Here is a 21,570-nt window from a genome sequence, read left to right as displayed (position 1 = left end):
GTCAGCTGCCTCCCATGAGGGCACGCACGGCCGGGTCGGTGATCGCGAGCAGGGTGGCCGGCCACAGCCCGGCGACCAGCGTCAGCACGACGAGCGGGGTCCACACCACGAGTTCCGGACCGGTCACGTCCACCCCGGCGGCCGGCTCGCCGCCCGCAGGTCCCATGCAAAGCCGCCGGACCAGGCCGAGCAGATAGGCCGCGGTCAGCACGGTGCCCAGGCCGGCGATGGCCAGGAAGGTCCGGTAGCCGCCGACGGACAACCCGGCGCCCGGCTCGTACGCGCCGTACATGGCCAACAACTCGCCCCAGAAGCCGGCCAGCCCCGGCAGCCCGAGCCCGGCCACCGCGCCGAACGCGACCAGCGCGCCCAGCCGGGGCGTACGCCCGTACATCCCGCCGCCCAGCCGGCCGAGCAGCGCCGTGCCGTGCCGGTCCTTGACCGCGCCCGCCAGGAAGAACAGCAGGCCGGTGACCAGCCCGTGGCCGATGTTGACGAACAGCGCGCCGTTGACGCCCTGCGGGGTGAGCGTGGCGATGCCAAGCAACGCGAAGCCCATGTGGCCCACCGACGAGTAGGCGATGATGCGCTTCAGGTCCCCGTCCGGGTCGCGCAGCAGCGCCAGGCACACCAGCGACCCGTACACGATGCCGACCACGCCGAACGCGGCCAGATAAGGCGCGAACGTCTCGGCGCCCTCCGGCAAAACCGGCACCGCGATCCGGATCAGGCCGTACGTGCCCATCTTGAGCAGGACGCCCGCCAGAAGGACCGACCCCGCCGTCGGCGCGGCGGTGTGCGCGTCGGGCAGCCAGGTGTGCAGCGGCCACATCGGCACTTTGACCGCCAGGCCCAGGCCGATCGCCAGGAACGCGAGCACCTGTACGCCGTGCGACATGCCCACGCCGTGCCGGTCGGCGAGTTCGACCATGTCGAAGGTGCCGGTCTCGGCCTGGATCAGCAGGAAGCCGAGCAACATCACGGCCGAGCCGAGCAGCGTGTACAGGATGAACTTGTACGACGCGGGGCCGCGCTCGCCCGGACTCCCCCACCGGTTGATCAGGAAGTACATCGGCACCAGCACGACCTCGAAGAACAGGAAGAACAGGATCAGGTCGAGGGCCGCGAAGGTACCGAGCGTGCCGGTCTCGAGGAGCAGGAACAGCGCGACGAAGGCCCGCGAGGAGCCACCCGGCGGAATGTTCCACAGGCTGTGGACGGCGACCAGCAGGGTCAGCAGCGCGGTGAGCACGAGCAGCGGCAGCGAGATGCCGTCGATGCCGAGGTGGAACCGCAACCCGAGCGAGGGCGCCCAGGACACGTCCGTCTCGAACCGCATCCCCCGCCCGCGCCGGAACGCGCAGGCCAGTGCGACGGCGCCGGCCAGGGTGGCCGCGGTGGCGCCGACGCCGATCAGCCGGGCCGCCCGATCACCGACCCCGGGCAGCAGGAGCAGGGCGGCACCGAGCAGCGGCGCGGCCACGACGAGGATCAGCACGACGCTCACCGCGGGGTCTCCTGGGCGTGAAGGGGCGTCGGGGGAAACGAGCGGGAGCGGATCACGAGCCCACCGCCACCGCGAGGGCGAGCACGACCACGCCGGCGAACAGGCCGGTCAGATACAGCCGGGTGTTGCCGTTCTGGCCGCGGCGGATCCCGCCGCCGAGCAGCCACGCGCTCTGCGCCGCGCCCTTGACGTAGGTGTCGATCACGGCCCCGTCGGTGAACCGCGCCGCCTTGGCGGCCGCTCGGACCGGGGTGAGCACCAGCGCCGCGTACAGCCCGTCCACATCGAACCCGCGCAGCGCCGGGCCGCGCACCGGACCGAGCACCCGGGCCGGGTCGGCGGCCGGATCGCGCCGCCACGCCGCGGCGACCGTACCCGCGCCCAGGAGCAGCGCGACCAGCGCCAATCCCGTGGTCAGCGGATGCGGCGTCAACTCGTCGTAGCCGAGTTCGCCGCCCAGTGAGGGCAGCCCGGCGAAGGCCAGGAAGCCGAACAGCACGGTGGGCACGGCGAGGACCACCAGCGGCCACACCATCGCGCCCGGGGCCTCGCCGTGCCGGCCCCGCCCGGGTTCGCCGTAGTCCGCCGCGTCCGCGTGCGCCGGCACCTCCGCACCCGGCGCCGCCTCGCGCGTCGGCCCGAAGAACACCCGCAGCCAGACCCGGGTCGCGTAGGCCGCCGTCACCGCGGCCGTCAGCAGCCCCGCCACCAGCACCAGCCAACCGGCGACGGCGGGCACCGAACCGTGCCCGGCGGCGGTGTGCTCGGCCGCGCCGAGCACCGCCTCCTTGCTGAAGAAGCCGGAGAACGGCGGCACACCGGCGAGTGCGGCCAGACCCGCCGTCATGGTCCAGAACGCGATCGGCGCGCGCCGACGCAGGCCGCGCATGCCGGCCAGCGCACCGGTCCCGGCCACATGGATCAGTACACCCGCGCCGAGGAAGAGCAGCGCCTTGAACGCGCCGTGCGAGAGCAGGTGGAACACCGCCGCGTCCCGCCCGCCGACCGCCAGGCCGCCGGTCATGTAGGCGAGCTGGCCGACCGTGGACCACGCGAGCACCCGCTTCAGGTCCTCCTGGGCGAGCGCGGCGAGCGCCGAGCCGACCATCGTCACCGCGGCCATGACGGCGAGCACGATCAGCGTCGGGTGCGCGGCCAGGAACGCCGGGTAGAGCCGGGCCACCAGGTAGGCGCCCGCGGCGACCATGGTGGCCGCGTGGATCAGCGCGGACACCGGGGTGGGGCCGGCCATCGCGTCGGGCAGCCAGGTCTGCAGCGGCACCTGGGCCGACTTGCCCGCTACGCCGCCCAGCATCAGCAGGGTGCCTGCGGTAACCCAGCCGGCGCCGCCCTCGGGCACCGCCGCGAGCACGTCGCGGATCCGGAACGAGTCGGCGCCCGCGGCCAGGACCAGGATGCCGATGAGGAACGGCACGTCGCCCAGCTTGGTGACCACGAATGCCTTGATCGAGGCCGAGCGGGCCGCCTCCGTCTCCCAGTGGTGGCCGATCAGGAAGTAGGAGCAGACGCCCATCACCTCCCAGCCGACGAGCAGCACGATCAGGTCGCCGGTGTAGACCACGAGCAACATCGCCGCGGTGAACAGCGAGACCAGCGCGGCGTAGGAGGAGTAGCGCGGGTCCTCGCGCAGATAGGCCGCCGAGTAGACCTGTACGAGCAGCGCGACCACGGTGACGAGCACCGCGGACAGCGCGGCGAGGCCGTCCACGCGCAGCCCGAGGGTGATGTCGAGGGCGCCGGTGGGGGTCAACCGCACCGCCGACTCGCGCACGTCGTCGCCGATGCCGGCGGCCGGCACGATCGTGAGCACGGTGGCGGCCAGGCCGGCGGGTACGGCGATCAGGACCGGGCGCACCCGGCGCCCGAACAGCAGCCCGAACAGGGCCGCGAGCGCGGGCAGTGCGATGGCCGTCGCGGCGGCGACCGTCATACCGACCCCTCCTTGTGCTCGGCCAGCTCGCGCAGGTCGGGGATGTCGGCGGTGGCCCGGTTGCGGAACACCATCAGCACGATCGCCAGGCCGAGGCCGATCTCGGCGGCGGCGATGGTGATCACGAACAGGGTCAGCGCCTGTCCGGCGTGCAGCGTGTCGCGCAGGTACATGTCGAACGCGACCAGGTTGACGTTGACCGCGTTGAGCATCAGCTCGATCGACATCAGCACCAGGATCGCGTTGCGGCGCGCGAGCACCCCGTACAGCCCGATGCCGAACAGCAGGACGGCCAGGACGAGCGGATAGACCAGATGCATCGGGTCAGTCCTTCCGATCCGAGCGCGCGCGGGCCCGGGAGCGGGAGAGCACGACGGCGCCGATCAACGCGGCCAGGAGCAGCACGGACAACACCTCGAACGGCAGCACCCACACCTTGAACAGGCTCTCCCCGGTGACCTTCGTGGTGCCCACGGTGTCGTCGCCCAGGTGGAGGTAGGCGGTCCGGAACGCGTCCACGATCACGGTGACCAGCGTCGCCGTGGCGCCGAGCGCGACCGCGGCGGCCGGGATCCGGGCGGTGCGGTCGGCCGGTTCCGAGTAGCCGATCGGCGCCTTGGTGAGCATCAGCCCGAACAGCAGCAGCACCACGACCGCGCCGACGTAGATCAGCACCTGGACCCAGGCGATGAACTCGGCGGTGAGCAGCAGGTACTCGGCGGCCAGGCCGCCGAGGGTGACCACCAGCCACAGCGCCGCGTGCACGACCTGACGGGTGGTCACCACGAGCAGCGCGGAGCCGAGCACCACCAGGCCGATCAGCACGAACGCGATCTCCGCGCCGGTGGGCGAGAGGAACCCGTGCTCGGTGGCGGCGAGATTCACGGTGTCTCCTCCGCGTCCGACGCGGCGGCCCGGGCCGCGGCCGCGGCCTTCTCCGCCTTCTCCACGGCCTTGCGGGCCTGGGTCAGCTCCTTGGGGTCCTCGGCGCGCTCGTCGAGGGCGGGTGGCGGCGGGACCGTCCACATCCACTCGCGCAGCCGGTCCTTCTCGTGCGTGAGTTCGTGGATGTCGCCCGTCGCGTACTCGAACTCGGGCGACCAGAACAGCGCGTCGAACGGGCACACCTCGACGCAGATCCCGCAGTACATGCACAGCGCGAAGTCGATCGCGAAGCGGTCGAGCACGTTGCGGGTGCGGTCGCGCGCGCCGGGTTCGCGGGCGGGCACGACCTCCTTGTGCGAGTCGATGTAGATGCACCAGTCGGGGCATTCGCGCGCGCACAACATGCAGACCGTGCAGTTCTCCTCGAACAGCGCGATCACCCCGCGCGAGCGGGGCGGCAGTTCGGGGAGCACCTCCGGATAGGACTGGGTGGTGCTGCGCCGGGTGAGCGTCTTGAGGGTCACCGCGAGGCCCTTGGCCAGGCCCTTCATCAGGTCGCCACCTTTACCACGCCGGTCAGGACGAGTTGGCCGAGCGCGAGCGGGACGAGCGTCGTCCAGGCCAGCTTCTGCAGCTGGTCCTCGCGCAGTCGCGGGTAGCTGACCCGCAGCCAGATCACCACGAACGCGAGCACGCCGATCTTGAGCAGGGTCCACAACCAGCCGACCGAGTCCGACCACGGCCCGTGCCAGCCGCCGAGGAAGAGCACGGTGGTCAGCGCGCAGACGACCAGGATCCCGGCGTACTCGGAGAGCAGGAACAGCGCGAAGCGCAGGCCGGTGTACTCGGTGTAGGCGCCGAAGATGATCTCCGAGTCGGCGACCGGCATGTCGAACGGCGGGCGCTGGATCTCGGCGAGGCCGGCGGTGAAGAACACCACGCCGCCGATCGCCTGCCAGGGCAACCACCACCACTCGAAGCCCTCGACGATCCCGGGCAGCGACACGGTGCCGGCGGCCATCGCGACCGAGGCGGCGGCGAGCAGCATGGGCAGCTCGTACGCCATCAGCTGGGCCGCCGCGCGAATGCCGCCGAGCAGCGAGTACTTGTTGGCCGAGGCCCAGCCGCCCATCAGCGAGCCGAGCACGCCGACGCCCATCACCGCGAGCACGAACACGATGCCGGCGTCGATGGTGCGGCCGACGAATCCGTTCGGGCCGATCGGGATGGCGATCAGCACCACGAAGTAGGGGATCAGCGCGACGGCCGGCGCGAGCTTGAAGACCCTGCGGTCGGCGCCGGCCGGGACGATGTCCTCCTTCTGGGCGAACTTGACGCCGTCGGCGACCAGTTGTGCCCAGCCGTGGAAGGCGCCGGCGTAGATCGGGCCGACCCGGGCCTGCATGTGCGCCATCACCTTGTGCTCGGTCTGACCGATCACCAGGGGCAGCACGAGAAAGGCCCCGAGCACCAGAACGAGCCGGAGGCACACGTCGAGGAGACTCACGGGGTGTCCCCTTCGGCGGGTTCGGTCGGATCGGTGGACTCGGCGGGCTTGGTCGGCTCGGCGGGCTTGGTCGGCTCGGCCGGCTTGGTCGGCTCGGCCGGCTCCACGGGCTCGGCGGCCTTCGTGGGCTCGGCCCCAGCGGGCCCGGGGGGCGGAGCAGGCGCGGCGGATTCGGCCGGCGCGGTGGGCTCCGCAGGTGCGGCGGGCTCTGCGGTGGGCGGCGCCTGTGCCAGCTGCGCGTCCGGCGGCGTCTGGCTCGCCGACCCCTGGGACGCGCTGCGGGTGCGCCGCGCCGGGTGCGCACCCTCCGCCGCCTGGCTCGCCGACCCGGCCGAGGCGCTGCGGGTCCGGCGCGGCGGCGCGCCCGCGCCCGCGCCCTCCGTCGTCCCCGTCCCGGCCTGGCTCGCCGACCCCGCCGACGCGCTGCGGGCGCGACGGGGGCGCTCCTCGGCCGCCGCCGCGGCCTCGGCCGCCGCCTCCTCCTTGTGCGGACCCCACACAGCCGGGTCCGGCACACCCGGCGGCAGTGTGCGCCGCCGTCCCGGCGAGCGCCCCGGCCCGCCGCCGTGGTCGGACTCGCCCGGCTCCTTGGCCCCCGGCCAGGGCTTGGCCACCCGCGCGGCCAGGACGAACTCCTTGCGCAGCGGATGCCCCTCGAACCCGTCCGGCAACAACAGCGGATCCAGGCCGGGGTGCCCGGAGAAGTCGATCCCGAACATCTCGTGCGTCTCGCGCTCGTGCCAGCGGGCCCCCGCGTACACCCCGGTCGCGCTCGCCAGCACCGCGCCCTCGCGCGGCACCCGGGTACGCAGCAGCAGCCGGGGCCCGCGCGGGATCGCGCACACGTGGGCGACCACGCCGAACCCGTCCGCGAGTTCGTCCACCCCGGTGAGCCAGTCGAAGAACGCACAACCGAGCCGATCGCGCGCCGCGGTCAGCGCGTCGACCCAGTGCTCGGGCGCGACGTCCAGCGTGACCAGCCCGTAGGCGTCCGACACGGCGAGCACCAGTTCCTCGCCCACCCCGGCACGGATCTCCTCCGGGGTCATCCGGCACCCCCGGCCGGCGGCGCGGGAGGTGCGGGCGGCGCGACCGGCGGCCGGCTCAGCGCGGCGGCGGGCAGCGCACGCCCGTACCGCGCGGCCGGGTTCTCCACCGCGATCCGCTCCTGGAGCTTGAGGATGCCCTGGAGCAGTGCCTCCGGCCGAGGCGGGCAGCCCGGCACGTACACGTCGACCGGCACGATCTGATCCACGCCCTTGGTGACGCAGTACGAATCCCAGTACGGCCCACCGCAGTTGGCGCACGACCCGAACGAGATGACGTACTTGGGCTCGGGCATCTGCTCGTACAGCCGCTTGATCGCGGGCGCCATCTTGTCGCTGACCGTGCCCGACACGACCATCAGGTCGGCCTGGCGCGGCCCGGGCGCGAACGGGATCACGCCGAGGCGGATGAAGTCGTGCCTGGCCATCGACGACGCGATGAACTCGATCGCGCAGCAAGCCAGGCCGAAGTTGAACACCCAGAGGGAGTAGCGCCGCCCCCAGTTGAGTACCAACCGCACCGGGTCGGGCGCCAGCCGGGAGAGCACCCCGAGCCGGGGTGTCGGCAGATCGACCGGCGGTCGATCCGCCGGAGCGGGTGTCACGTCCATGCGAGCACGCCCTTCCGCCACGCGTACAGCAGTCCGGTGGCCAGGAAGCCGACGAACACGAACATCTCCACCAGGGTCGTGGCGCCGAAGCCGGGCGCGTCGAAGACCGTCGCCCAGGGGAACAGGTAGATCGCGTCGACCGCGAAGATGACGTAGAGATAGGCGTAGAGGTAGTAGCGGATGTGCACCTGCGCCCAGCCCACCCCCACGGGGTCGACACCGCACTCGTACGTGGTCAGCTTCTCGTGCGTGGGTACGCTCGGTCGCAGCAGTCGCCCGCCGACGAACGCCACCGCGACGAAGGCGGACGCGACCAGCAGCACCAGACCCACGAGCGCGTACGTTCCGTAGTAGCCCTCCACCCGGCGCCTGCCTCCCGATCGACATTGCCTCGACGTTGCGTGGACGTTGCGTATCTTTGTGGCACGGGAGTCTAGGGGGGTTGCGCCGGACCTGTCCCCGGTGTCCGGTCCGGTCGACCCCGCCGGACCGGTGACATCCGCCCCGGCCCCAGGTGGTAGGGACAACCCCACCCCCAAGACACCGACCCGCGCCATGGGACCCGTCCGGGCCTCCAGGCAGAGTTGACCCAACGGATCGGCTTCTCTCCCAGCGAGGCAACTCCATGTCCATGCCCTCACCCGTGACTGCCTACGACGGGTCCACAGGTGATGCCCCGGCTCGAACCCGGCCGGGCGTCCTGCGCGCGCCGTTCACCGTGCGCACGTGGACCGACACCATCCATCTGGTGCTGAATCTGCCCGTCGGCATCGTCGGCTTCACCTACGCGGTGGTGTTCATCGCGCTCGGCATCGGGCTGACCCCGCTGTTCCTGCTCGGGTTGCCGCTGATCGTGCTGACCCTGCTCGGCGCTCGCGCGTTGGGGCGGATGGAGCGGGCCCGGGCGAGCGCGCTGCTCGACGAGCACGTCCGCGCCCCGGCGCCGGTACGGCGCCCGCCCGGGTGGACGGGCTGGATCAAGGGAGGATTGGCCGACCGTACAGGGTGGCGGGCCTGTCTCTACCTGTTCCTGCAACTGCCCTGGGGCGTCTTCACCTTCGTGGTCACCACGGTGTTGTGGGCGGCCTCGCTGAGCGCGATCACCTATCCGCTCACCCAGCCGCTGTACCGCCGGGCCGACATGCCGGGCGCGATGATCTCCGGCGACGGGCCGAACGAGCCGGGCGTGGACCACTACCTCGCCGGGCCGGGCCCGGTGTCGCTGACCGTGGCGGCCGGGGTGGTGCTGTTCTTCGTCACCCCGTGGCTGGTGCGCGGGATGGCCAACGTGGACCGGGTGATGGTGCGCGGGCTGCTCGGCCCGGCCTTCCTGTCCGAGCAGGTGCGCGACCTGACCGTCTCGCGCGGCGCGGCGGTCGACACGGCCGCGTCGGACCTGCGGCGGATCGAGCGCGACCTGCACGACGGCGCCCAGGCACGGCTCGTGGCGCTGGCGATGGACCTGGGCATGGCGAAGGAGAACCTGAACGCGAGTCAGGACACCGAGACCGCGCGGATGGTGTCCTCCGCGCACGACGAGGTCAAGCTCGCCCTCCAGGAACTGCGCGACCTCGCCCGGGGCATCCACCCGGCGGTGCTCACCGACCGGGGTCTGGACGCGGCGCTGTCCTCGATCGCGGCCCGCTGCACGGTCCCGGTCCGGGTCGAGGTGGATCTGCCGGAGCGCCCGCCCGCGCCGATCGAGTCGGTCGCCTACTTCTGCGCGTCGGAGTTGCTGACCAACGTCTCCAAGCACGCCCGCGCCACGCACGCGTGGGTGACGGTGGGCCACGAGGACGGCCGGATGTACCTGATCGTCGCCGACGACGGCGCGGGTGGCGCCGCCACCGGCAAGGGTTCCGGTCTGGCCGGCCTCACCGAGCGGGTGCGCGGTGTGGACGGCACGCTGCACGTGGACAGCCCCGAGGGCGGGCCGACCCGGGTCACCGTGTGGTTGCCGCTGTGAGGTTTTGTCGGGGGTGACCCCCGCCCTCCCGATCGGGACGGCCGGCCGCGGTTTCGGCCGGAGTACGCCGCATCCGTTCGAATCCGGAAGACTGTAGGCCGCACCCGCCGTCCGGGTGCGGCCTACCGGATTTGGGGGATGTGAACGCAGTGCGCGTCGTCATCGCTGAGGATTCCGTACTACTTCGGGATGGTTTGTCCCGATTGTTGACCGCTCGTGGCCACGAGATCGTGGGAGCGGTCGGCGACGCCGAGCAACTGGTCGCGGTCGCGACCGAGCTGCGTCCCGATGTCTGCGTGGTGGATGTGCGCATGCCGCCGACGCACACCGACGAGGGCATCCGCGCGGCGGTGAAGATGCGCGCGACGCTGCCCGAGGTCGGGGTGCTTGTCCTGTCACAGTACGTCGAGGAGCAGTACGCGACGGAACTGCTCGCGGGCAACACCAGCGGCGTCGGCTATCTGCTCAAGGACCGGGTCGCCGACGTCGGCGAGTTCGTCGCCGCGGTCGAGCGGGTGGCCGGCGGCGGCACCGCCCTCGACCCCGAGGTGGTCTCGCAACTGCTCGGCCGCTCGCGCAAACGGGATGTGGTGGAAAAGCTCACACCGCGCGAGCGCGAAGTACTCGGTCTGATGGCCGAGGGGCGCACCAACGCCGCCGTGGCGCAGGCTTTGGTGGTGTCCGACGGAGCGGTGGAGAAGCACGTCAGCAACATCTTCGGCAAGCTCGGCCTGGCGCCCAGTGACACCGATCACAGACGTGTGCTCGCGGTACTCGCCTATCTCGGATCCTGACATCGTAGGGATCGAATTACTGGACCCATGCAATCATCCGGTCGATCGCAGGCGCCGTCCAAGCCGGGGACGGGCCTTTGCTTTACTCGGATAACGCAGCGTTTTGCTCGGATTCAGCCGGATTTGTACCGCTTGCGGGCCATGTCCGGAGCGTGACGCCGCTCACGTCGCGCGCCAGGGCGGATCCCCGCCTGTTCGCGGGGGGCACCACGGTGTCCCTCCGTGCCGCCGTACGATGAAAACTGCGACATCCGCGCGGTGCGCGGACCAACCGCCGCAGCGCCGAGGAGGTCCTTCCCCGTGACCAAGCAGGTCAAGCAGCTCGACCGGGTCGTGATCCGGTTCGCCGGCGATTCCGGTGACGGAATGCAGCTGACGGGCGACCGTTTCACGTCCGAGACGGCGACGTTCGGAAACGATCTGTCGACCCTTCCCAACTTCCCCGCCGAGATCCGGGCGCCCGCGGGCACCCTGCCGGGCGTGTCGAGCTTCCAACTCCACTTCGCCGACCACGACATCCTGACCCCGGGCGACGCGCCGACCGTCCTGGTCGCGATGAACCCGGCGGCGCTCAAGGCCAACATCCGCGACCTGCCGCGCGGGGCCGAGATCATCGTCAACACCGACGAGTTCTCCAAGCGCGCGATGGCCAAGGTCGGCTACCCGACCAGTCCGCTGGAGGACGGGTCGCTCGACGCCTACAACGTGCACGCGATCCCGCTGACCACGCTGACGGTCGGCGCGCTCGCCGAGTTCGAGATCTCCAAGAAGGACGCCGAGCGGGCGAAGAACATGTTCGCGCTCGGGCTGCTGTCCTGGCTGTACCACCGCCCGACCGAGGCGACCATCGACTTCCTGCGGCGCAAGTTCGCCAAGCTGCCGGTGATCGCCGAGGCGAACGTGGCGGCGTTCAAGGCGGGTTGGAACTTCGGCGAGACCACGGACGACTTCGCGGTCTCCTACGAGGTGGCACCGGCGAAGCTGCCCTCGGGTACGTATCGCAACATCACCGGCAACCTCGCGCTGTCCTACGGCCTGGTGGCCGCCGGACAACTGGCCGAGCTGCCGGTCTACCTGGGTTCGTACCCGATCACCCCGGCCTCGGACATCCTGCACGAGCTGGCCAAGCACAAGAACTTCGGCGTGCGCACCTTCCAGGCCGAGGACGAGATCGCGGGCATCGGCGCCGCGCTCGGCGCGTCGTTCGGCGGCGCGCTCGGGGTGACCACCACCTCCGGTCCCGGTGTCGCGCTCAAGTCCGAGACGATCGGCCTCGCGGTCTCGCTGGAGCTGCCGCTGCTGATCGTCGACGTGCAGCGCGGCGGGCCCTCCACCGGGCTGCCCACCAAGACCGAGCAGTCCGACCTGCTCCAGGCCATGTTCGGCCGCAACGGCGAGGCGCCGGTGCCGATCGTGGCCCCGCAGACCCCGTCCGACTGCTTCGCCGCCGCCGTCGAGGCGGCCCGGATCGCGCTGAAGTACCGCACCCCGGTCTTTCTGCTCTCCGACGGCTACCTGGCCAACGGCTCCGAGCCGTGGCGCCTGCCCGAGACGTCCGAACTGCCGGACCTGCGGGTCGCGTTCGCCACCGAGCCGAACCAGGAGAACGCGGACGGAACCAAGGAGTTCTGGCCGTACAAGCGCGACCCCGAGACGCTGGCCCGCCCGTGGGCGGTGCCCGGCACCCCGGGTCTTGAACACCGCATCGGCGGCATCGAGAAGGCCGACGGCATCGGGTCGATCTCCTACGACCCGGCCAACCACGACCTGATGGTGCGCACCCGCCAGGCCAAGGTGGACGGCATCGCGAAGGACATCGACCCGCTGTGGGTCGACGACGCGACCGGCGACGCCAAGGTCCTGGTGATCGGCTGGGGCTCCACCTACGGCCCGATCGCCGCGGCGGTACGCCGGGTGCGGGCCGCGGGCGGCAAGGTCGCGCAGGCCCACCTGCGCCACCTCAACCCGTTCCCGGCCAACACGGCCGAGGTGCTGCGGTCGTACGACAAGGTGATCGTCCCGGAGATGAACCTGGGTCAGCTCGCCCTGCTCCTGCGCGGCAGGTTCCTCGTGGACGCCATGTCGTACAACCAGGTTCGCGGGCTGCCGTTCAAGTCCGAGGAACTGGCCCACGTGATCCGGGAAGTGATCGAGAGTGTCTGAGTCCGCGAACGGCGCCGGCGGTTTCCCCTCGCTGGCGCTGATCCCGAAGGCCGATGCCAAGCAGTCCATGAAGGACTTCAAGTCGGACCAGGAGGTGCGCTGGTGCCCGGGCTGCGGCGACTACGCCATCCTGGCCGCCGTGCAGGGCTTCCTGCCCGAACTCGGGCTCCGCAAGGAGAACGTGGTGTGGATCTCGGGCATCGGCTGCTCCAGCCGTTTCCCGTACTACCTCAACACCTACGGCATGCACTCGATCCACGGGCGCGCGCCGGCCATCGCGACGGGTCTGGCCACCTCCCGCGAGGACCTGTCGGTGTGGGTGGTCACCGGTGACGGCGACGCGCTGTCCATCGGCGGCAACCACCTGATCCACGCGCTGCGCCGCAACGTCAACCTGAAGATCCTGCTGTTCAACAACCGGATCTACGGTCTGACCAAGGGTCAGTACTCGCCCACCTCGGAGACCGGCAAGATCACCAAGTCCACCCCGATGGGCTCGCTCGACCACCCGTTCAACCCGCTGTCGGTGGCCATCGGCGCCGAGGCGTCGTTCGTGGCCCGGTCGATCGACTCCGACCGCAAGCACCTGACCTCGGTGCTGCGCGCGGCGGCGGCGCACGAGGGCACGGCTCTCGTGGAGATCTACCAGAACTGCAACATCTTCAACGACGGCGCGTTCGAGCAGCTCAAGGACCCCGCGCAGCGCGACGACGTGACCATCCGGCTCGAACACGGGCAGCCGATCCGGTTCGGCGCGCAGGGCCAGTACGGCGTCATCCGCGGCGCGCACGGTGCCCTGGACGTGGCCGAGGTGGCCGAGGTCGGCGAGGACGCGGTGCTCGTACACGACGCGCACGCGAACAACCCGGAGCTGGCCTTCGCGCTGACCCGGCTCGGCGATCTGACGAGCAACACGCACACCCCGATCGGGGTGTTCCGCGACATCGCGCGTCCGGTCTACGACCGGCTGATGTCGGCCCAGATGGCCGAGGCGGCGACGAAGCAGGGCCCGGGCGACCTGGCCTCGCTGATCCGCGGCAACGACACCTGGACGATCGCCTAGGTCCTGTCCGGCGAACGACGCGAGACCCGAGCGGGCCCGGCACGAGCGTGTGCCGGGCCCGCTCGGGTTTGCGCCGCGCCCCCTGTTCGGCCGAGCACCCGCATGCGCTGCCCAAGACCCGGGCAGCCGTGCGGGTATGCAGTCGCCCCCGGGACCGGGCGGCCGGGCCGGTGTGCCGGCGGTCGGCGGCCCGCCCGCTCCGCTCAGCGTGGACGTCCACATCCCCGAGACGATCGGGTATCGGCTCAAGAAACGACTGCTCGGCCCGCCCCTGGTGAGTTCGCGGCTGCGCGGCGAGAAGTTGTCCAACCCGACCGCGCTGGGCGTGCTGGCCTCGGACTGCATCTCCTCGTCCGCGTACGGCACCGAGCAGATGTTGCGCGCCCTGGTGCCCTACGTCGGCGTCGCCGCCTTCACCCTGCTGCTGCCGGTCACCTACGCGATCCTCGCGGTGCTGCTCCTGCTCACCCTGTCCTACTGGGACGTGGTGAGCCTGTACACGAAGGCCGGCGGCTCCTACATCGTGGCCCGGGACAATTTCGGGCCGCGTGTCGCACAGGTCGCCTCGGTCGCGCTGCTGATCGACTACGTGGTCACCGTCGCGGTGCAGACCGCGGCCGGCACCGACGCGATCGCCTCGCTGCTGCACCTGATGTGGGGCGCCGACATCAGCCGGTGGAAGCCGGAGGTGTGCGTGGCGGTGGTCGGCGTGCTGTTCTACGGCAACCTGCGCGGAGTCCGGGAGGCCGGGCGGGCGTTCGCGCTGCCCGCGTACCTGTTCATCGGCGCGCTGGCGATCGTCTTCGCGGTGGCGCTGATCCGCTGGACGACGCACGGGTCGCTGCCCCAGGCGGACGTACACGCCGCAGGCGCGGTCCCGCTGGGCACCTCGGGCAACGGACTGCTCTACGGTGCCTCGCTGTTCGTGGTGCTGCGGGCGTTCGCCAACGGCGGGTCCTCGCTGACCGGCCTGGAGGCGCTGTCCAACAGCGTCTCCACCTTCCGCGAACCGCAGGGCCGCAACGCGCGCAAGACGCTGGTGGCGATGTCGCTGGTGCTGGCCACGCTCGTGCTCGGCATCTCGCTGCTCGCGCACGCCACGCACGCGATCCCCTACGTGGACGGCGATCCCACGGTGATCGCGCAGGAGGCGCACCTGGTGCTCGGCGGCGGGGTGCTCGGCCGGGCCGGGCTGGTCTTCGTGCAGATCGCCACCGCGCTGATCCTGTACACCGGCGCGAACACACCGTTCAACGGCTTCCCGTTCCTGGCCGACTTCGTCGCCGAGGACGCCTTCCTGCCGAAGATGTTGCGCAAGCGCGGACACCGGTTGGCCTTCTCCAACGGCATCATCCTGCTCGCGGTGCCGGCCGTGGCCCTGCTCCTGGTCACCCGGGCGAGCGTGGACTCGCTGGTCGCGCTGTACGCGATCGGCGTGTTCACCGGATTCATGATGGCGGGCGCGGGGCTGACCAAACACCACTGGACCCATCGCACCGGCCACTGGCGGGTCGGATGTGTGGTGAACGCGCTCGCGGCCGTGGTGTCCGGCACGGTCGTATTGATCTTCGCGATCACCAAGTTCACCGAGGGCGCGTGGCTGGTGGTCGTGCTCTTCCCGCTCGGCGTGTGGGCCTTGATCGGGGTCAACCGGCGTTATCGCGAGGAGGCGGCGGCCCTGGAGGAGGCGCCGGCCACCGCGGACTTCGGGCTCCGCGACCGGTCGGTGGTGGTGGTACTGGTCGACTCGCTCGACGTCGCGGTGCTCCAGGCGCTGCGCTACGCCCGCTCGTTGCGCGCCGACGACCTGCACGCGGCGCACTTCGTGCTGGACAGCCGGCATGCCCGCAAGCTGAGCACCCGCTGGGACGCCAGTCGCGCGGCCGACATCCCGCTGGAGCTGATCGAGTGCCCGGACCGGCGGCTGGCCCGCGCGGTCGTCGAACTGGCCGCGCGGGAGGTGGCGGACGGCGCTTCGGGAATCATGCTGCTGCTGCCCCGTCGCACGTATCCGCCGCTGATCGGTCGGCTGCTGCACGGGCGGACCACCGACTCGATCGCGTCCGCGCTGACCCGGGTGCCGCATGCGGTCGCCACCGTCGTGCCGTTCGACGTCGGCGCGGCGATGGCCCACCGGCCGGAGCCGGATCGGGAAGCGGCCGCGAAGTGTGTTCCCCGGCTGCTGCCGATCGTGGACGCGGAGCCGGAGCCGGTCGGCGGACCGGTCGCGTCGGTCTCGGTGGCCGCGCTGAAGTGGCGACAACATGCGGACGTGGTCGGCCGGATCCGGGCGGTGTCGCCCTCGCCGGAGACCGCGCGACCGGCCCTGGAGGTCCAGCTGTACGACGACACGGGCGGCATCCGGCTGCTCTTCCACGGCCGGCGCCGACTCGCGGGCGTGGAACCGGGCCGCCGACTGCGCGTGCGCGGGGTGGTCGGCGAGGCGGAGGGCCATCTGGCGATGTCCGATCCGACGTACGAACTGCTGCCCGAGGACGAGGAGGAGTAGCGGTCCCGGCCGCTTCGGGCGCTGCGGCCGGGTCGGCCGATCCGACTCAGCCGACCCGGCGCAGCAGGCCCAGTCGGCTCGCGGTGCGCACGATGTCGGTCGGCAGGTCGTCGCCGGCGAGCAGTTCCGACAGCGGGCGGTCGCTGCCCAGGAAGAGCCGGACGTCGGCGTCGCAGCACACGTCGATCAGGTTCACGAAACGTTGCCGGGCCTCGGCGCTCGCGGTCTTCAGCGGCGGCAGGTCGCGGATCACCCACGTGGGGTACGTCTCGGCCAGCACGAGGTAGTCGAGCGGCGAGGTCCGCCCCTCGCACAGCGCCTCGAACCCGGCCCACAACTCGTCGGGCCGGGCCGCCTCGACCAGCAGCGCGCGTTTGTTCACGGTCAGCGTCGCCGCCTCGACCGGCGTGGGCGGCACCAGGCCCTGTGCGCGCAGTTGCCCGGGATCGCCCGGCCACAACACCGCGCCCCGCGCGAACGCGCCGGCGCCGGACTCGGCCCGGGGCAGCGCCCGATAGTCCTGCGGGCCGGCGACGGTGACCACGCTCATCCGGGTCTCGATCTCCCGGATCGTCGGCTCGAACAGGTGGTGGTAGAGCGGGTTGGGCAGCAGTCCGGAGGGCGGATAGTTGGAGGTGCAGACCAGGACCACCCCCCGGGTGTGCAGTTCCCGCAGCAACCGGGTGACCAGCATCGCGTCGCCCGGGTCGTGCACGTGGAACTCGTCGAAGCAGACCAGGTCGACGTCGCCCACGAGTTCGGACACCGCCGCGTCCACCGCACTGTGCTCGTGGCCGTGGTTGTCCCGGTGCCGCCGGACCGCCTCGTGCAACTGCCGGAAGAACGCGTGGAAGTGCACCCGGGTCCGCCGGTCGGCGGGTCCGGGGACGGCGGCGAAGAAGGTGTCGAGCAGCCAGGTCTTGCCCCGCCCGACCGGCCCCCACAGGTACAGCCCCGGCGGCGTCCGGCGATGGAACAGCCCGTGCGCCCGGCCCCGACCCAGCGCGAGGCCGAGTTCGGCCAGGCGGTCGGCGGCCTGCCGCTGGGCCGGATCGAGGATGTACCCGCGCGCCCGGGCGGCCTCGTCGAAACGGCTCCGGATCGTCTCGACCGTCGTTCGCATGATCGAGATCCTAGGGTCGGGCACCGAGCGTGATCCATGGCCCCGCTTCCATCTCGCCTCAGTCCACCGGCGAGTCGTCGGATCGGACCGGAACGGCGTGGTACTCGACTTCGACATAGAACTGCCCGTTGGGCTTCTTCAGCCGCCGCACGGTGCGGTGTCCGGCGGCGCCCAACTCACGCAGCGCCTTCTGCACCCGGTACGGCCCCTCGGGCATCACGTCGGCCACGTCCTTGCCGGTGAACTTGATCCCCTCCGGCACGGCCAACATGCACGCAAGCACCCGACGGGCAAGCGGGCTGAGTCCACTGTCCGCGTCGTCGGACACGGCGCCCCACCCCCATGGCTCAGTCGACGATCGAAGCGGTGTCGAGAACGAAGCCGAAGGGATCCGGCATCGGCAGGAGTTTGCCGAAGCCGACCTCCACACGGCCCGTGTAGTTGCCCTTTTCCGGCTCGGTGAAGAGTGTCAGCTTGGATTCGGTACGGTCGATCAGGAGATAGAGCGGGATCGCGGCCTCGGCGTAGACCTGCCGTTTGGTGAACCGGTCCCGGCCGGGGGCGGTGGAGGTCACCTCGACCACCAGGAGCACCCCGTCCGACGGCATCCAGGACTCCGCGCCACGCATGGCGCCGGACGCGGTCACGGTGATGTCCGGAACGACACGATCGCCGGCCGGCGTCTGCACACCCTTGTTCATGGCGGCATCGAAACGATCGCCCACGTCGAAGCGCGCCAACTGCCTGGCCAGGCGCCAGATGAGGGTCTCGTGATCGCCGTCCGGCGGTGGTGACACCCGAGTCTCCCGGTCGATGAACTCCACGCGGTAGTCGTGCAGTCGTTCGGACAGGGCGAAGAACAACTGCAACGGATCCGGCATCGCATCGTCGTCGGTTTCCACACCATGTGTGTGCACAGCTTCGACGGACATCACACCCGTTCCTCCTCTCCCCGAGGCAACTCCTTCAGCCTAGTTTCGGGGTCGGGGGCACAGTAGACCTTCCCGGGCCATTCACCCGTTCGGGCAGATGTGCTCTCCTCTAGGGTCGCGGTATGCGTGTACAGCTGCGTCAGATCGTCGTGGATGCCCGGGAACCACGGGTGTTGGTCCGATTTTGGGCCGGTTTGCTCGGTGGGGAACCGGTGGATCGGGAGCGGGGCTGGTCGCATGTCGAGCCGGCCGGTTCGGCGCGGATGGCGTTCCAGCCGGTGCCGGAGGACAAGGCCGGGAAGAACCGGCTGCATCTGGATCTGGCGGTGGCCGACGTAGAGGCTGCCGTGGCGTTCGCGGTCTCGCTCGGGGCCACGCCGGTGGGCGAGACGGTCACCGACGAGCAGGGGTCGTTCCGGGTCATGCGCGACCCCGAGGGCAACGAGTTCTGCTTCGTCGACTGAGGTGGGGCGGCGCACGGGAAAAGGCGACGGATCGGCTCGGACCGGGAGGCGGCGGGACACAGTCGCCGCTCCGGGTGAGCCGATCCGTCGCCGGTCGGGGTCGGGTCCGCTCAGGCGGCGGTCACCACGGCCTCGCGGGCCAGTACCCGCTCGTCCGCCTGCGAGCCGCCCTTGCGCGCGAAGATCACCAGACGCATGAAGGCGAACCGGCCGATGCCCGCCAGGCCGGAGGCGGACAGGTACACCGACTGCTCGACCAGTACCCCCGCGTGCGGCCGGATCGTGTGCAGCACCAGCATCGCGGCGGTGGTGAACAGGTAGCAGACCAGCACGGTCAGCGCCGCCTTGACGTGGTCGCTCTTTCCGGGCTTGTCCTGCCCGAAGGTGAAGCGGCTGTGCAGCTCGGTGGCGATCAGGGTGGAGCCCACGGTCACCAGCGCGTTGGCGGCGGCGAACGGCATGTGGCCGGAGAGCAGGACCAGCGTCGCACTGCTCGCGAGGCCGACCCCGCCGCCGAAGACGACGAAGCGGACGAAGGAGGCGATCACTCCGGGGGGCCGGGTGGGGGCGGCGGTGCTGCTCGTGGTGTCCATGTCGAAGAGCATCCGCCGCACCGCCGGCAGCCCTCGCACAATCCGCTGACCGCCCCTGTCGGCGGCTGTCAGCCGGTGCCGGCGGTCGGCTTCGGGGCTCGGGCGCGGGTGTGGCACAGGCGCGTTTCGGCCGGCGCCGAAGTGTGGCGCGGCTAGCGTGCGGGGTCTCGGGTCGTTCGCCGGCGGGCCCGGTCCGGTTCGTGGGCCGAGGGTCGCCGGCCGCAAGCGGAGGTGGCGTGGGATGGGCAGCGGCACAGGGGTTCGGCCGGCATCGACGGCCGCGCGGGCCGTGGCCGAGCGGTTTCGGGAGGTCAACGGGGACCACCCGATGACGCCGGCCGACGACGCGTACGTGAACCGGCAGTTCGTCGAGCTGACCGAGTTGTGCGCGGCGACCGGACGGGATCCGGAACGGGTGCGCCGACTCGTGCTGGACCGGTGCCTGCCGCTGCCCTCCTACCTGCGCTCGGACGGGGCCGAGATGGTGCCGGCCGACCTGTTCGCGCTCGCCGACGCGGCCGGCGGCCCGGACCGGCTCCGGGCCTGGTTCGTCGGGCACTGGGCCGACCCGGTCGAGGGCGAGGACGAGTGGGCCGGCTACCTCAGCGGGCAGTACGTCTGCCTGCACTCCGTCTCCCCCACCACGATCCGGCGCAAGAGCGAGCTGATGGCCGCGATCGACGCCGCCCTGGCCGCTCCCGCGCCCGACGATCCGGCCTGGCGCGCCGCACTCCACCGGTCGATCGACGACCTGGACGCCCTGGAGCCGGACTTCACCGCCTACGACCGCCTCCGCTTCGGCGGCCCGGTCTCCCGCGACACCCACATCACCGCATCCCGCGCCCGCCACCCGCGCACTCCCTGATCGGGGCCGCGCCGAGCGGCCTCACGACCCCGGTCGCACCGCCCGCAGCGCATCGACCAGTCCGTGTCCGTGGAACGAGTCGACCTCCCCCGACGCGGTACACGACCCCGCACACGGCAGCCGAGTCGCGGTGGCGGCCAGCCGGGCCGCGATCGTGTCCGGGCCCCACTCCGGGTGCTCGGACACGATCAGCGCGGCCACCCCGCTCACCGCGGGCGCCGCCATCGAGGTGCCCTCCTTCCGGGCCCACCCGCCGTCGCGCGCGGTGGACAAGACGCCCTCGCCGCCGGCCGAGCCGTTCCCGCCGGGCCCGGCCAGATCCACCACGCCCAGGCCGGTGTTCGAGTAGCCGGCCCGCCGACCGTCCGCGCCGACCGCCGCGACCGTGACCACACCCGGGAGTTCGGCGGGCGCCATCCGACACGCGTCGGTGACCGGGCGCGGCGGGACCGGCCGGCTCGCCGCGTCGTTCGGGCTGTACGGGTCCACCGTCTTGTGCGCGAGGTCGTAGTCGTCGTTGCCCGCCGCGGCGATCGACAACACGCCGCGCTCCGCCGCGTACGCCGCCGCCCGACGGATGCCCTCGTACGCCACCGCCTGGTCCTGGTCGTCCGGACACATCAGCCACCACGGGTCGTTGTAGTAGCTGTGGTTGGCGATCCTCAGCCCCCGCGCGGCGTGCTCGGCCAGCCATACGAACCCGCATACGCTCGCCTCGGCGTGGAACATCGTGTCCGCGTCGCCGACCCGCACCGCCGCGATCCGCACCCTCGGCGCCACCCCGACCACGCCGATGCCGTTGCGCGCCGCCGCGATCGTGCCCGCCACATGCGTCCCGTGGTCGGAGCGCGGCGCCCGCCACGCCGCGCCCTCCCGGATCGGCCGGCCCGTCGAACAGTCCACCGACAACTCCGCGTCGAAGTTCGGCGCCAGGTCGGGATGCCGATCGTCCACCCCGGAGTCGACCACCGCGACCGCCACATCGGGGCTGCCCTCGGTGATCCGCTGCGCCTCGTACGCGTGCACCATGGCCAGGTTCCACTGCGTGGCCTCCGCCGGATCCTCGACCGCGCCGCCACCGCGCGCGGCCGGCCCACCGTGCGCCCCGATCGGCGCCGTCCGGGTGGCCCCCACCCGTGCCACGCCCGGCCGCCCCCGCACCGCCGCCGCGAAGCCCGGCCCGCCGTGCGCCACGACCACCCCGATCCGCCCGTACGCCCCGACCACCGTGCCGCCTGCCCGCCGCACCGCCGACTCCACGAGCACCGTCCCGGCCGGCCCCGGCTCGCGGGTCAGCACCAGGTAGGAGTAGGTCTCCGCGGGCGCCTCGACCGACCCCTTCGACGCCGCCGACACCGCCCGCGTGGGCACCGTCCCGAGCAACACGACGCCGGCCGCCGACAGCATCGCGATCGCCACACGCATCCTCATAACGGCCCACATGCACATGTACCGCCCGAACCAACCCGGCATTCACCCGGACGAGTTGCCCACCCACCGACTCCGAACCGGCCCCGAACAGCCGGCATCGGGCAACCGGCACCGAACGCCGGCGGGCGCCGAGCGAGCCGGTCCCCCGGCCCACCCGACG

20 protein-coding genes and 1 pseudogene are annotated in these 21,570 nt (G+C 71.8%); 7 read left to right on the top strand and 14 right to left on the bottom strand.

The features are described 5' to 3' along the window. Nucleotide 1 precedes the first annotated feature (1 nt). Genes ACMXN5_RS19460 through ACMXN5_RS19420 form a run of 9 tightly spaced genes read right to left on the bottom strand, consistent with a single transcriptional unit; the run spans nt 2 to nt 7,869 of the window. Nucleotides 2-1,507, bottom strand: coding sequence for a complex I subunit 4 family protein (locus tag ACMXN5_RS19460; RefSeq protein WP_439676324.1), 1,506 nt, complete (start codon nt 1,505-1,507; stop codon nt 2-4). A 52-nt stretch (nt 1,508-1,559) separates the two neighbouring features. Beyond that, nucleotides 1,560-3,458, bottom strand: coding sequence for an NADH-quinone oxidoreductase subunit 5 family protein (locus ACMXN5_RS19455; RefSeq protein ID WP_439676323.1), 1,899 nt, complete (start codon nt 3,456-3,458; stop codon nt 1,560-1,562). Then, the gene (gene nuoK / locus ACMXN5_RS19450; protein ID WP_078975783.1) at nt 3,455-3,778 is read right to left on the bottom strand and encodes an NADH-quinone oxidoreductase subunit NuoK; all 324 of its coding nucleotides are present in this window, start codon (nt 3,776-3,778) and stop codon (nt 3,455-3,457) included. Before nuoK ends, ACMXN5_RS19455 begins: the two co-directional genes overlap by 4 nt. A gap of 4 nt (nt 3,779-3,782) precedes the next feature. Then, nucleotides 3,783-4,343 (bottom strand): NADH-quinone oxidoreductase subunit J, encoded by a 561-nt coding sequence (locus ACMXN5_RS19445; RefSeq protein ID WP_395787217.1) that lies wholly within the window; start codon nt 4,341-4,343, stop codon nt 3,783-3,785. Beyond that, complete coding sequence (locus ACMXN5_RS19440; RefSeq protein ID WP_380005525.1) at nt 4,340-4,894, bottom strand: NuoI/complex I 23 kDa subunit family protein; 555 nt, start codon at nt 4,892-4,894, stop codon at nt 4,340-4,342. The genes ACMXN5_RS19445 and ACMXN5_RS19440 overlap by 4 nt, the downstream gene beginning before the upstream one ends. Further along, nucleotides 4,894-5,850: a complex I subunit 1/NuoH family protein gene (locus ACMXN5_RS19435; RefSeq protein ID WP_126636207.1), complete on the bottom strand. Its 957-nt coding sequence runs from the start codon at nt 5,848-5,850 to the stop codon at nt 4,894-4,896. Before ACMXN5_RS19435 ends, ACMXN5_RS19440 begins: the two co-directional genes overlap by 1 nt. Next, on the bottom strand, nt 5,847-6,899 hold the full coding sequence (locus ACMXN5_RS19430; protein ID WP_439676322.1) for an NADH-quinone oxidoreductase subunit C: 1,053 nt from the start codon (nt 6,897-6,899) through the stop codon (nt 5,847-5,849). The genes ACMXN5_RS19435 and ACMXN5_RS19430 overlap by 4 nt, the downstream gene beginning before the upstream one ends. Further along, the gene (locus ACMXN5_RS19425) at nt 6,896-7,507 is read right to left on the bottom strand and encodes an NADH-quinone oxidoreductase subunit B (protein ID WP_439676321.1); all 612 of its coding nucleotides are present in this window, start codon (nt 7,505-7,507) and stop codon (nt 6,896-6,898) included. Before ACMXN5_RS19425 ends, ACMXN5_RS19430 begins: the two co-directional genes overlap by 4 nt. Then, complete coding sequence (locus tag ACMXN5_RS19420) at nt 7,498-7,869, bottom strand: NADH-quinone oxidoreductase subunit A (RefSeq protein ID WP_078975789.1); 372 nt, start codon at nt 7,867-7,869, stop codon at nt 7,498-7,500. Before ACMXN5_RS19420 ends, ACMXN5_RS19425 begins: the two co-directional genes overlap by 10 nt. 269 nt (nt 7,870-8,138) lie before the next feature. Between ACMXN5_RS19420 and ACMXN5_RS19415 the strand changes: the two genes are divergently transcribed. The 5 genes and pseudogenes from ACMXN5_RS19415 to ACMXN5_RS19395 form a co-directional block, all read left to right on the top strand. Continuing rightward, the gene (locus ACMXN5_RS19415; RefSeq protein ID WP_439676320.1) at nt 8,139-9,473 is read left to right on the top strand and encodes a sensor histidine kinase; all 1,335 of its coding nucleotides are present in this window, start codon (nt 8,139-8,141) and stop codon (nt 9,471-9,473) included. A gap of 149 nt (nt 9,474-9,622) precedes the next feature. Then, the gene (locus ACMXN5_RS19410; protein WP_380005535.1) at nt 9,623-10,267 is read left to right on the top strand and encodes a response regulator; all 645 of its coding nucleotides are present in this window, start codon (nt 9,623-9,625) and stop codon (nt 10,265-10,267) included. A 300-nt stretch (nt 10,268-10,567) separates the two neighbouring features. After that, nucleotides 10,568-12,430 carry a 2-oxoacid:acceptor oxidoreductase subunit alpha gene (locus ACMXN5_RS19405; RefSeq protein ID WP_439676319.1) on the top strand — a complete coding sequence of 621 codons (1,863 nt, stop codon included), beginning with the start codon at nt 10,568-10,570 and terminating at the stop codon, nt 12,428-12,430. Nucleotides 12,431-12,497: 67 nt separating this feature from the next. Beyond that, nucleotides 12,498-13,493, top strand: coding sequence for a 2-oxoacid:ferredoxin oxidoreductase subunit beta (locus tag ACMXN5_RS19400; RefSeq protein ID WP_439678037.1), 996 nt, complete (start codon nt 12,498-12,500; stop codon nt 13,491-13,493). 136 nt (nt 13,494-13,629) lie between these two features. After that, nucleotides 13,630-15,642, top strand: a pseudogene (locus tag ACMXN5_RS19395) (APC family permease); the annotation flags it as partial. Nucleotides 15,643-16,048: 406 nt separating this feature from the next. On the opposite strand, the gene zapE reads toward ACMXN5_RS19395, so the two are convergent. From zapE to ACMXN5_RS19380, 3 genes are read right to left on the bottom strand one after another with little or no spacing between them, the layout of a single operon-like run. After that, on the bottom strand, nt 16,049-17,125 hold the full coding sequence (gene zapE, locus ACMXN5_RS19390) for a cell division protein ZapE (RefSeq protein ID WP_439676318.1): 1,077 nt from the start codon (nt 17,123-17,125) through the stop codon (nt 16,049-16,051). 58 nt (nt 17,126-17,183) lie between these two features. Next, the gene (locus ACMXN5_RS19385) at nt 17,184-17,453 is read right to left on the bottom strand and encodes a hypothetical protein (protein ID WP_439676317.1); all 270 of its coding nucleotides are present in this window, start codon (nt 17,451-17,453) and stop codon (nt 17,184-17,186) included. 19 nt (nt 17,454-17,472) lie between these two features. After that, entirely contained in the window at nt 17,473-18,057 is a 585-nt protein-coding gene (locus ACMXN5_RS19380; protein WP_439676316.1) for a Uma2 family endonuclease, read from the bottom strand. Nucleotides 18,058-18,179: 122 nt separating this feature from the next. Here ACMXN5_RS19380 and ACMXN5_RS19375 point away from each other — a divergent pair, with 122 nt between their 5' ends. Then, nucleotides 18,180-18,521 carry a VOC family protein gene (locus ACMXN5_RS19375; protein ID WP_439676315.1) on the top strand — a complete coding sequence of 114 codons (342 nt, stop codon included), beginning with the start codon at nt 18,180-18,182 and terminating at the stop codon, nt 18,519-18,521. 110 nt (nt 18,522-18,631) lie between these two features. Here ACMXN5_RS19375 and ACMXN5_RS19370 read toward each other — a convergent pair whose 3' ends face one another. Next, nucleotides 18,632-19,114, bottom strand: a complete 483-nt coding sequence (locus tag ACMXN5_RS19370) for a GtrA family protein (protein WP_439676314.1) — start codon at nt 19,112-19,114, stop codon at nt 18,632-18,634. A gap of 241 nt (nt 19,115-19,355) precedes the next feature. Between ACMXN5_RS19370 and ACMXN5_RS19365 the strand changes: the two genes are divergently transcribed. After that, a complete protein-coding gene (locus ACMXN5_RS19365) occupies nt 19,356-19,979 on the top strand; it encodes a DUF6058 family natural product biosynthesis protein (RefSeq protein WP_439676313.1) in 624 nt (207 codons plus the stop codon). A 21-nt stretch (nt 19,980-20,000) separates the two neighbouring features. On the opposite strand, the gene ACMXN5_RS19360 is transcribed toward ACMXN5_RS19365, so the two are convergent. Continuing rightward, nucleotides 20,001-21,404, bottom strand: a complete 1,404-nt coding sequence (locus ACMXN5_RS19360; protein ID WP_439676312.1) for a S8 family serine peptidase — start codon at nt 21,402-21,404, stop codon at nt 20,001-20,003. Nucleotides 21,405-21,570: the final 166 nt, after the last annotated feature.

The sequence above is a fragment of the Embleya australiensis genome (assembly GCF_051903075.1).
Classification (GTDB): domain Bacteria; phylum Actinomycetota; class Actinomycetes; order Streptomycetales; family Streptomycetaceae; genus Embleya.
This window is presented reverse-complemented; position numbering and strand designations above follow the sequence as displayed.

What these genes read in the sequence shown, in the direction of transcription:
- ACMXN5_RS19365 (WP_439676313.1), top strand. Translation starts at nt 19,356, where the DNA reads ATGGGCAGCGGCACAGGGGTTCGGCCGGCATCGACGGCCGCGCGGGCC.
- ACMXN5_RS19375 (WP_439676315.1), top strand. Translation starts at nt 18,180, where the DNA reads ATGCGTGTACAGCTGCGTCAGATCGTCGTGGATGCCCGGGAACCACGG.
- ACMXN5_RS19430 (WP_439676322.1), bottom strand. Translation starts at nt 6,899, where the DNA reads ATGACCCCGGAGGAGATCCGTGCCGGGGTGGGCGAGGAACTGGTGCTC.
- ACMXN5_RS19380 (WP_439676316.1), bottom strand. Translation starts at nt 18,057, where the DNA reads ATGTCCGTCGAAGCTGTGCACACACATGGTGTGGAAACCGACGACGAT.
- ACMXN5_RS19360 (WP_439676312.1), bottom strand. Translation starts at nt 21,404, where the DNA reads ATGCGTGTGGCGATCGCGATGCTGTCGGCGGCCGGCGTCGTGTTGCTC.
- ACMXN5_RS19440 (WP_380005525.1), bottom strand. Translation starts at nt 4,894, where the DNA reads ATGAAGGGCCTGGCCAAGGGCCTCGCGGTGACCCTCAAGACGCTCACC.
- ACMXN5_RS19425 (WP_439676321.1), bottom strand. Translation starts at nt 7,507, where the DNA reads ATGGACGTGACACCCGCTCCGGCGGATCGACCGCCGGTCGATCTGCCG.
- ACMXN5_RS19400 (WP_439678037.1), top strand. Translation starts at nt 12,498, where the DNA reads ATGAAGGACTTCAAGTCGGACCAGGAGGTGCGCTGGTGCCCGGGCTGC.
- zapE (WP_439676318.1), bottom strand. Translation starts at nt 17,125, where the DNA reads ATGCGAACGACGGTCGAGACGATCCGGAGCCGTTTCGACGAGGCCGCC.
- ACMXN5_RS19455 (WP_439676323.1), bottom strand. Translation starts at nt 3,458, where the DNA reads ATGACGGTCGCCGCCGCGACGGCCATCGCACTGCCCGCGCTCGCGGCC.
- nuoK (WP_078975783.1), bottom strand. Translation starts at nt 3,778, where the DNA reads ATGCATCTGGTCTATCCGCTCGTCCTGGCCGTCCTGCTGTTCGGCATC.
- ACMXN5_RS19370 (WP_439676314.1), bottom strand. Translation starts at nt 19,114, where the DNA reads ATGGACACCACGAGCAGCACCGCCGCCCCCACCCGGCCCCCCGGAGTG.
- ACMXN5_RS19415 (WP_439676320.1), top strand. Translation starts at nt 8,139, where the DNA reads ATGCCCTCACCCGTGACTGCCTACGACGGGTCCACAGGTGATGCCCCG.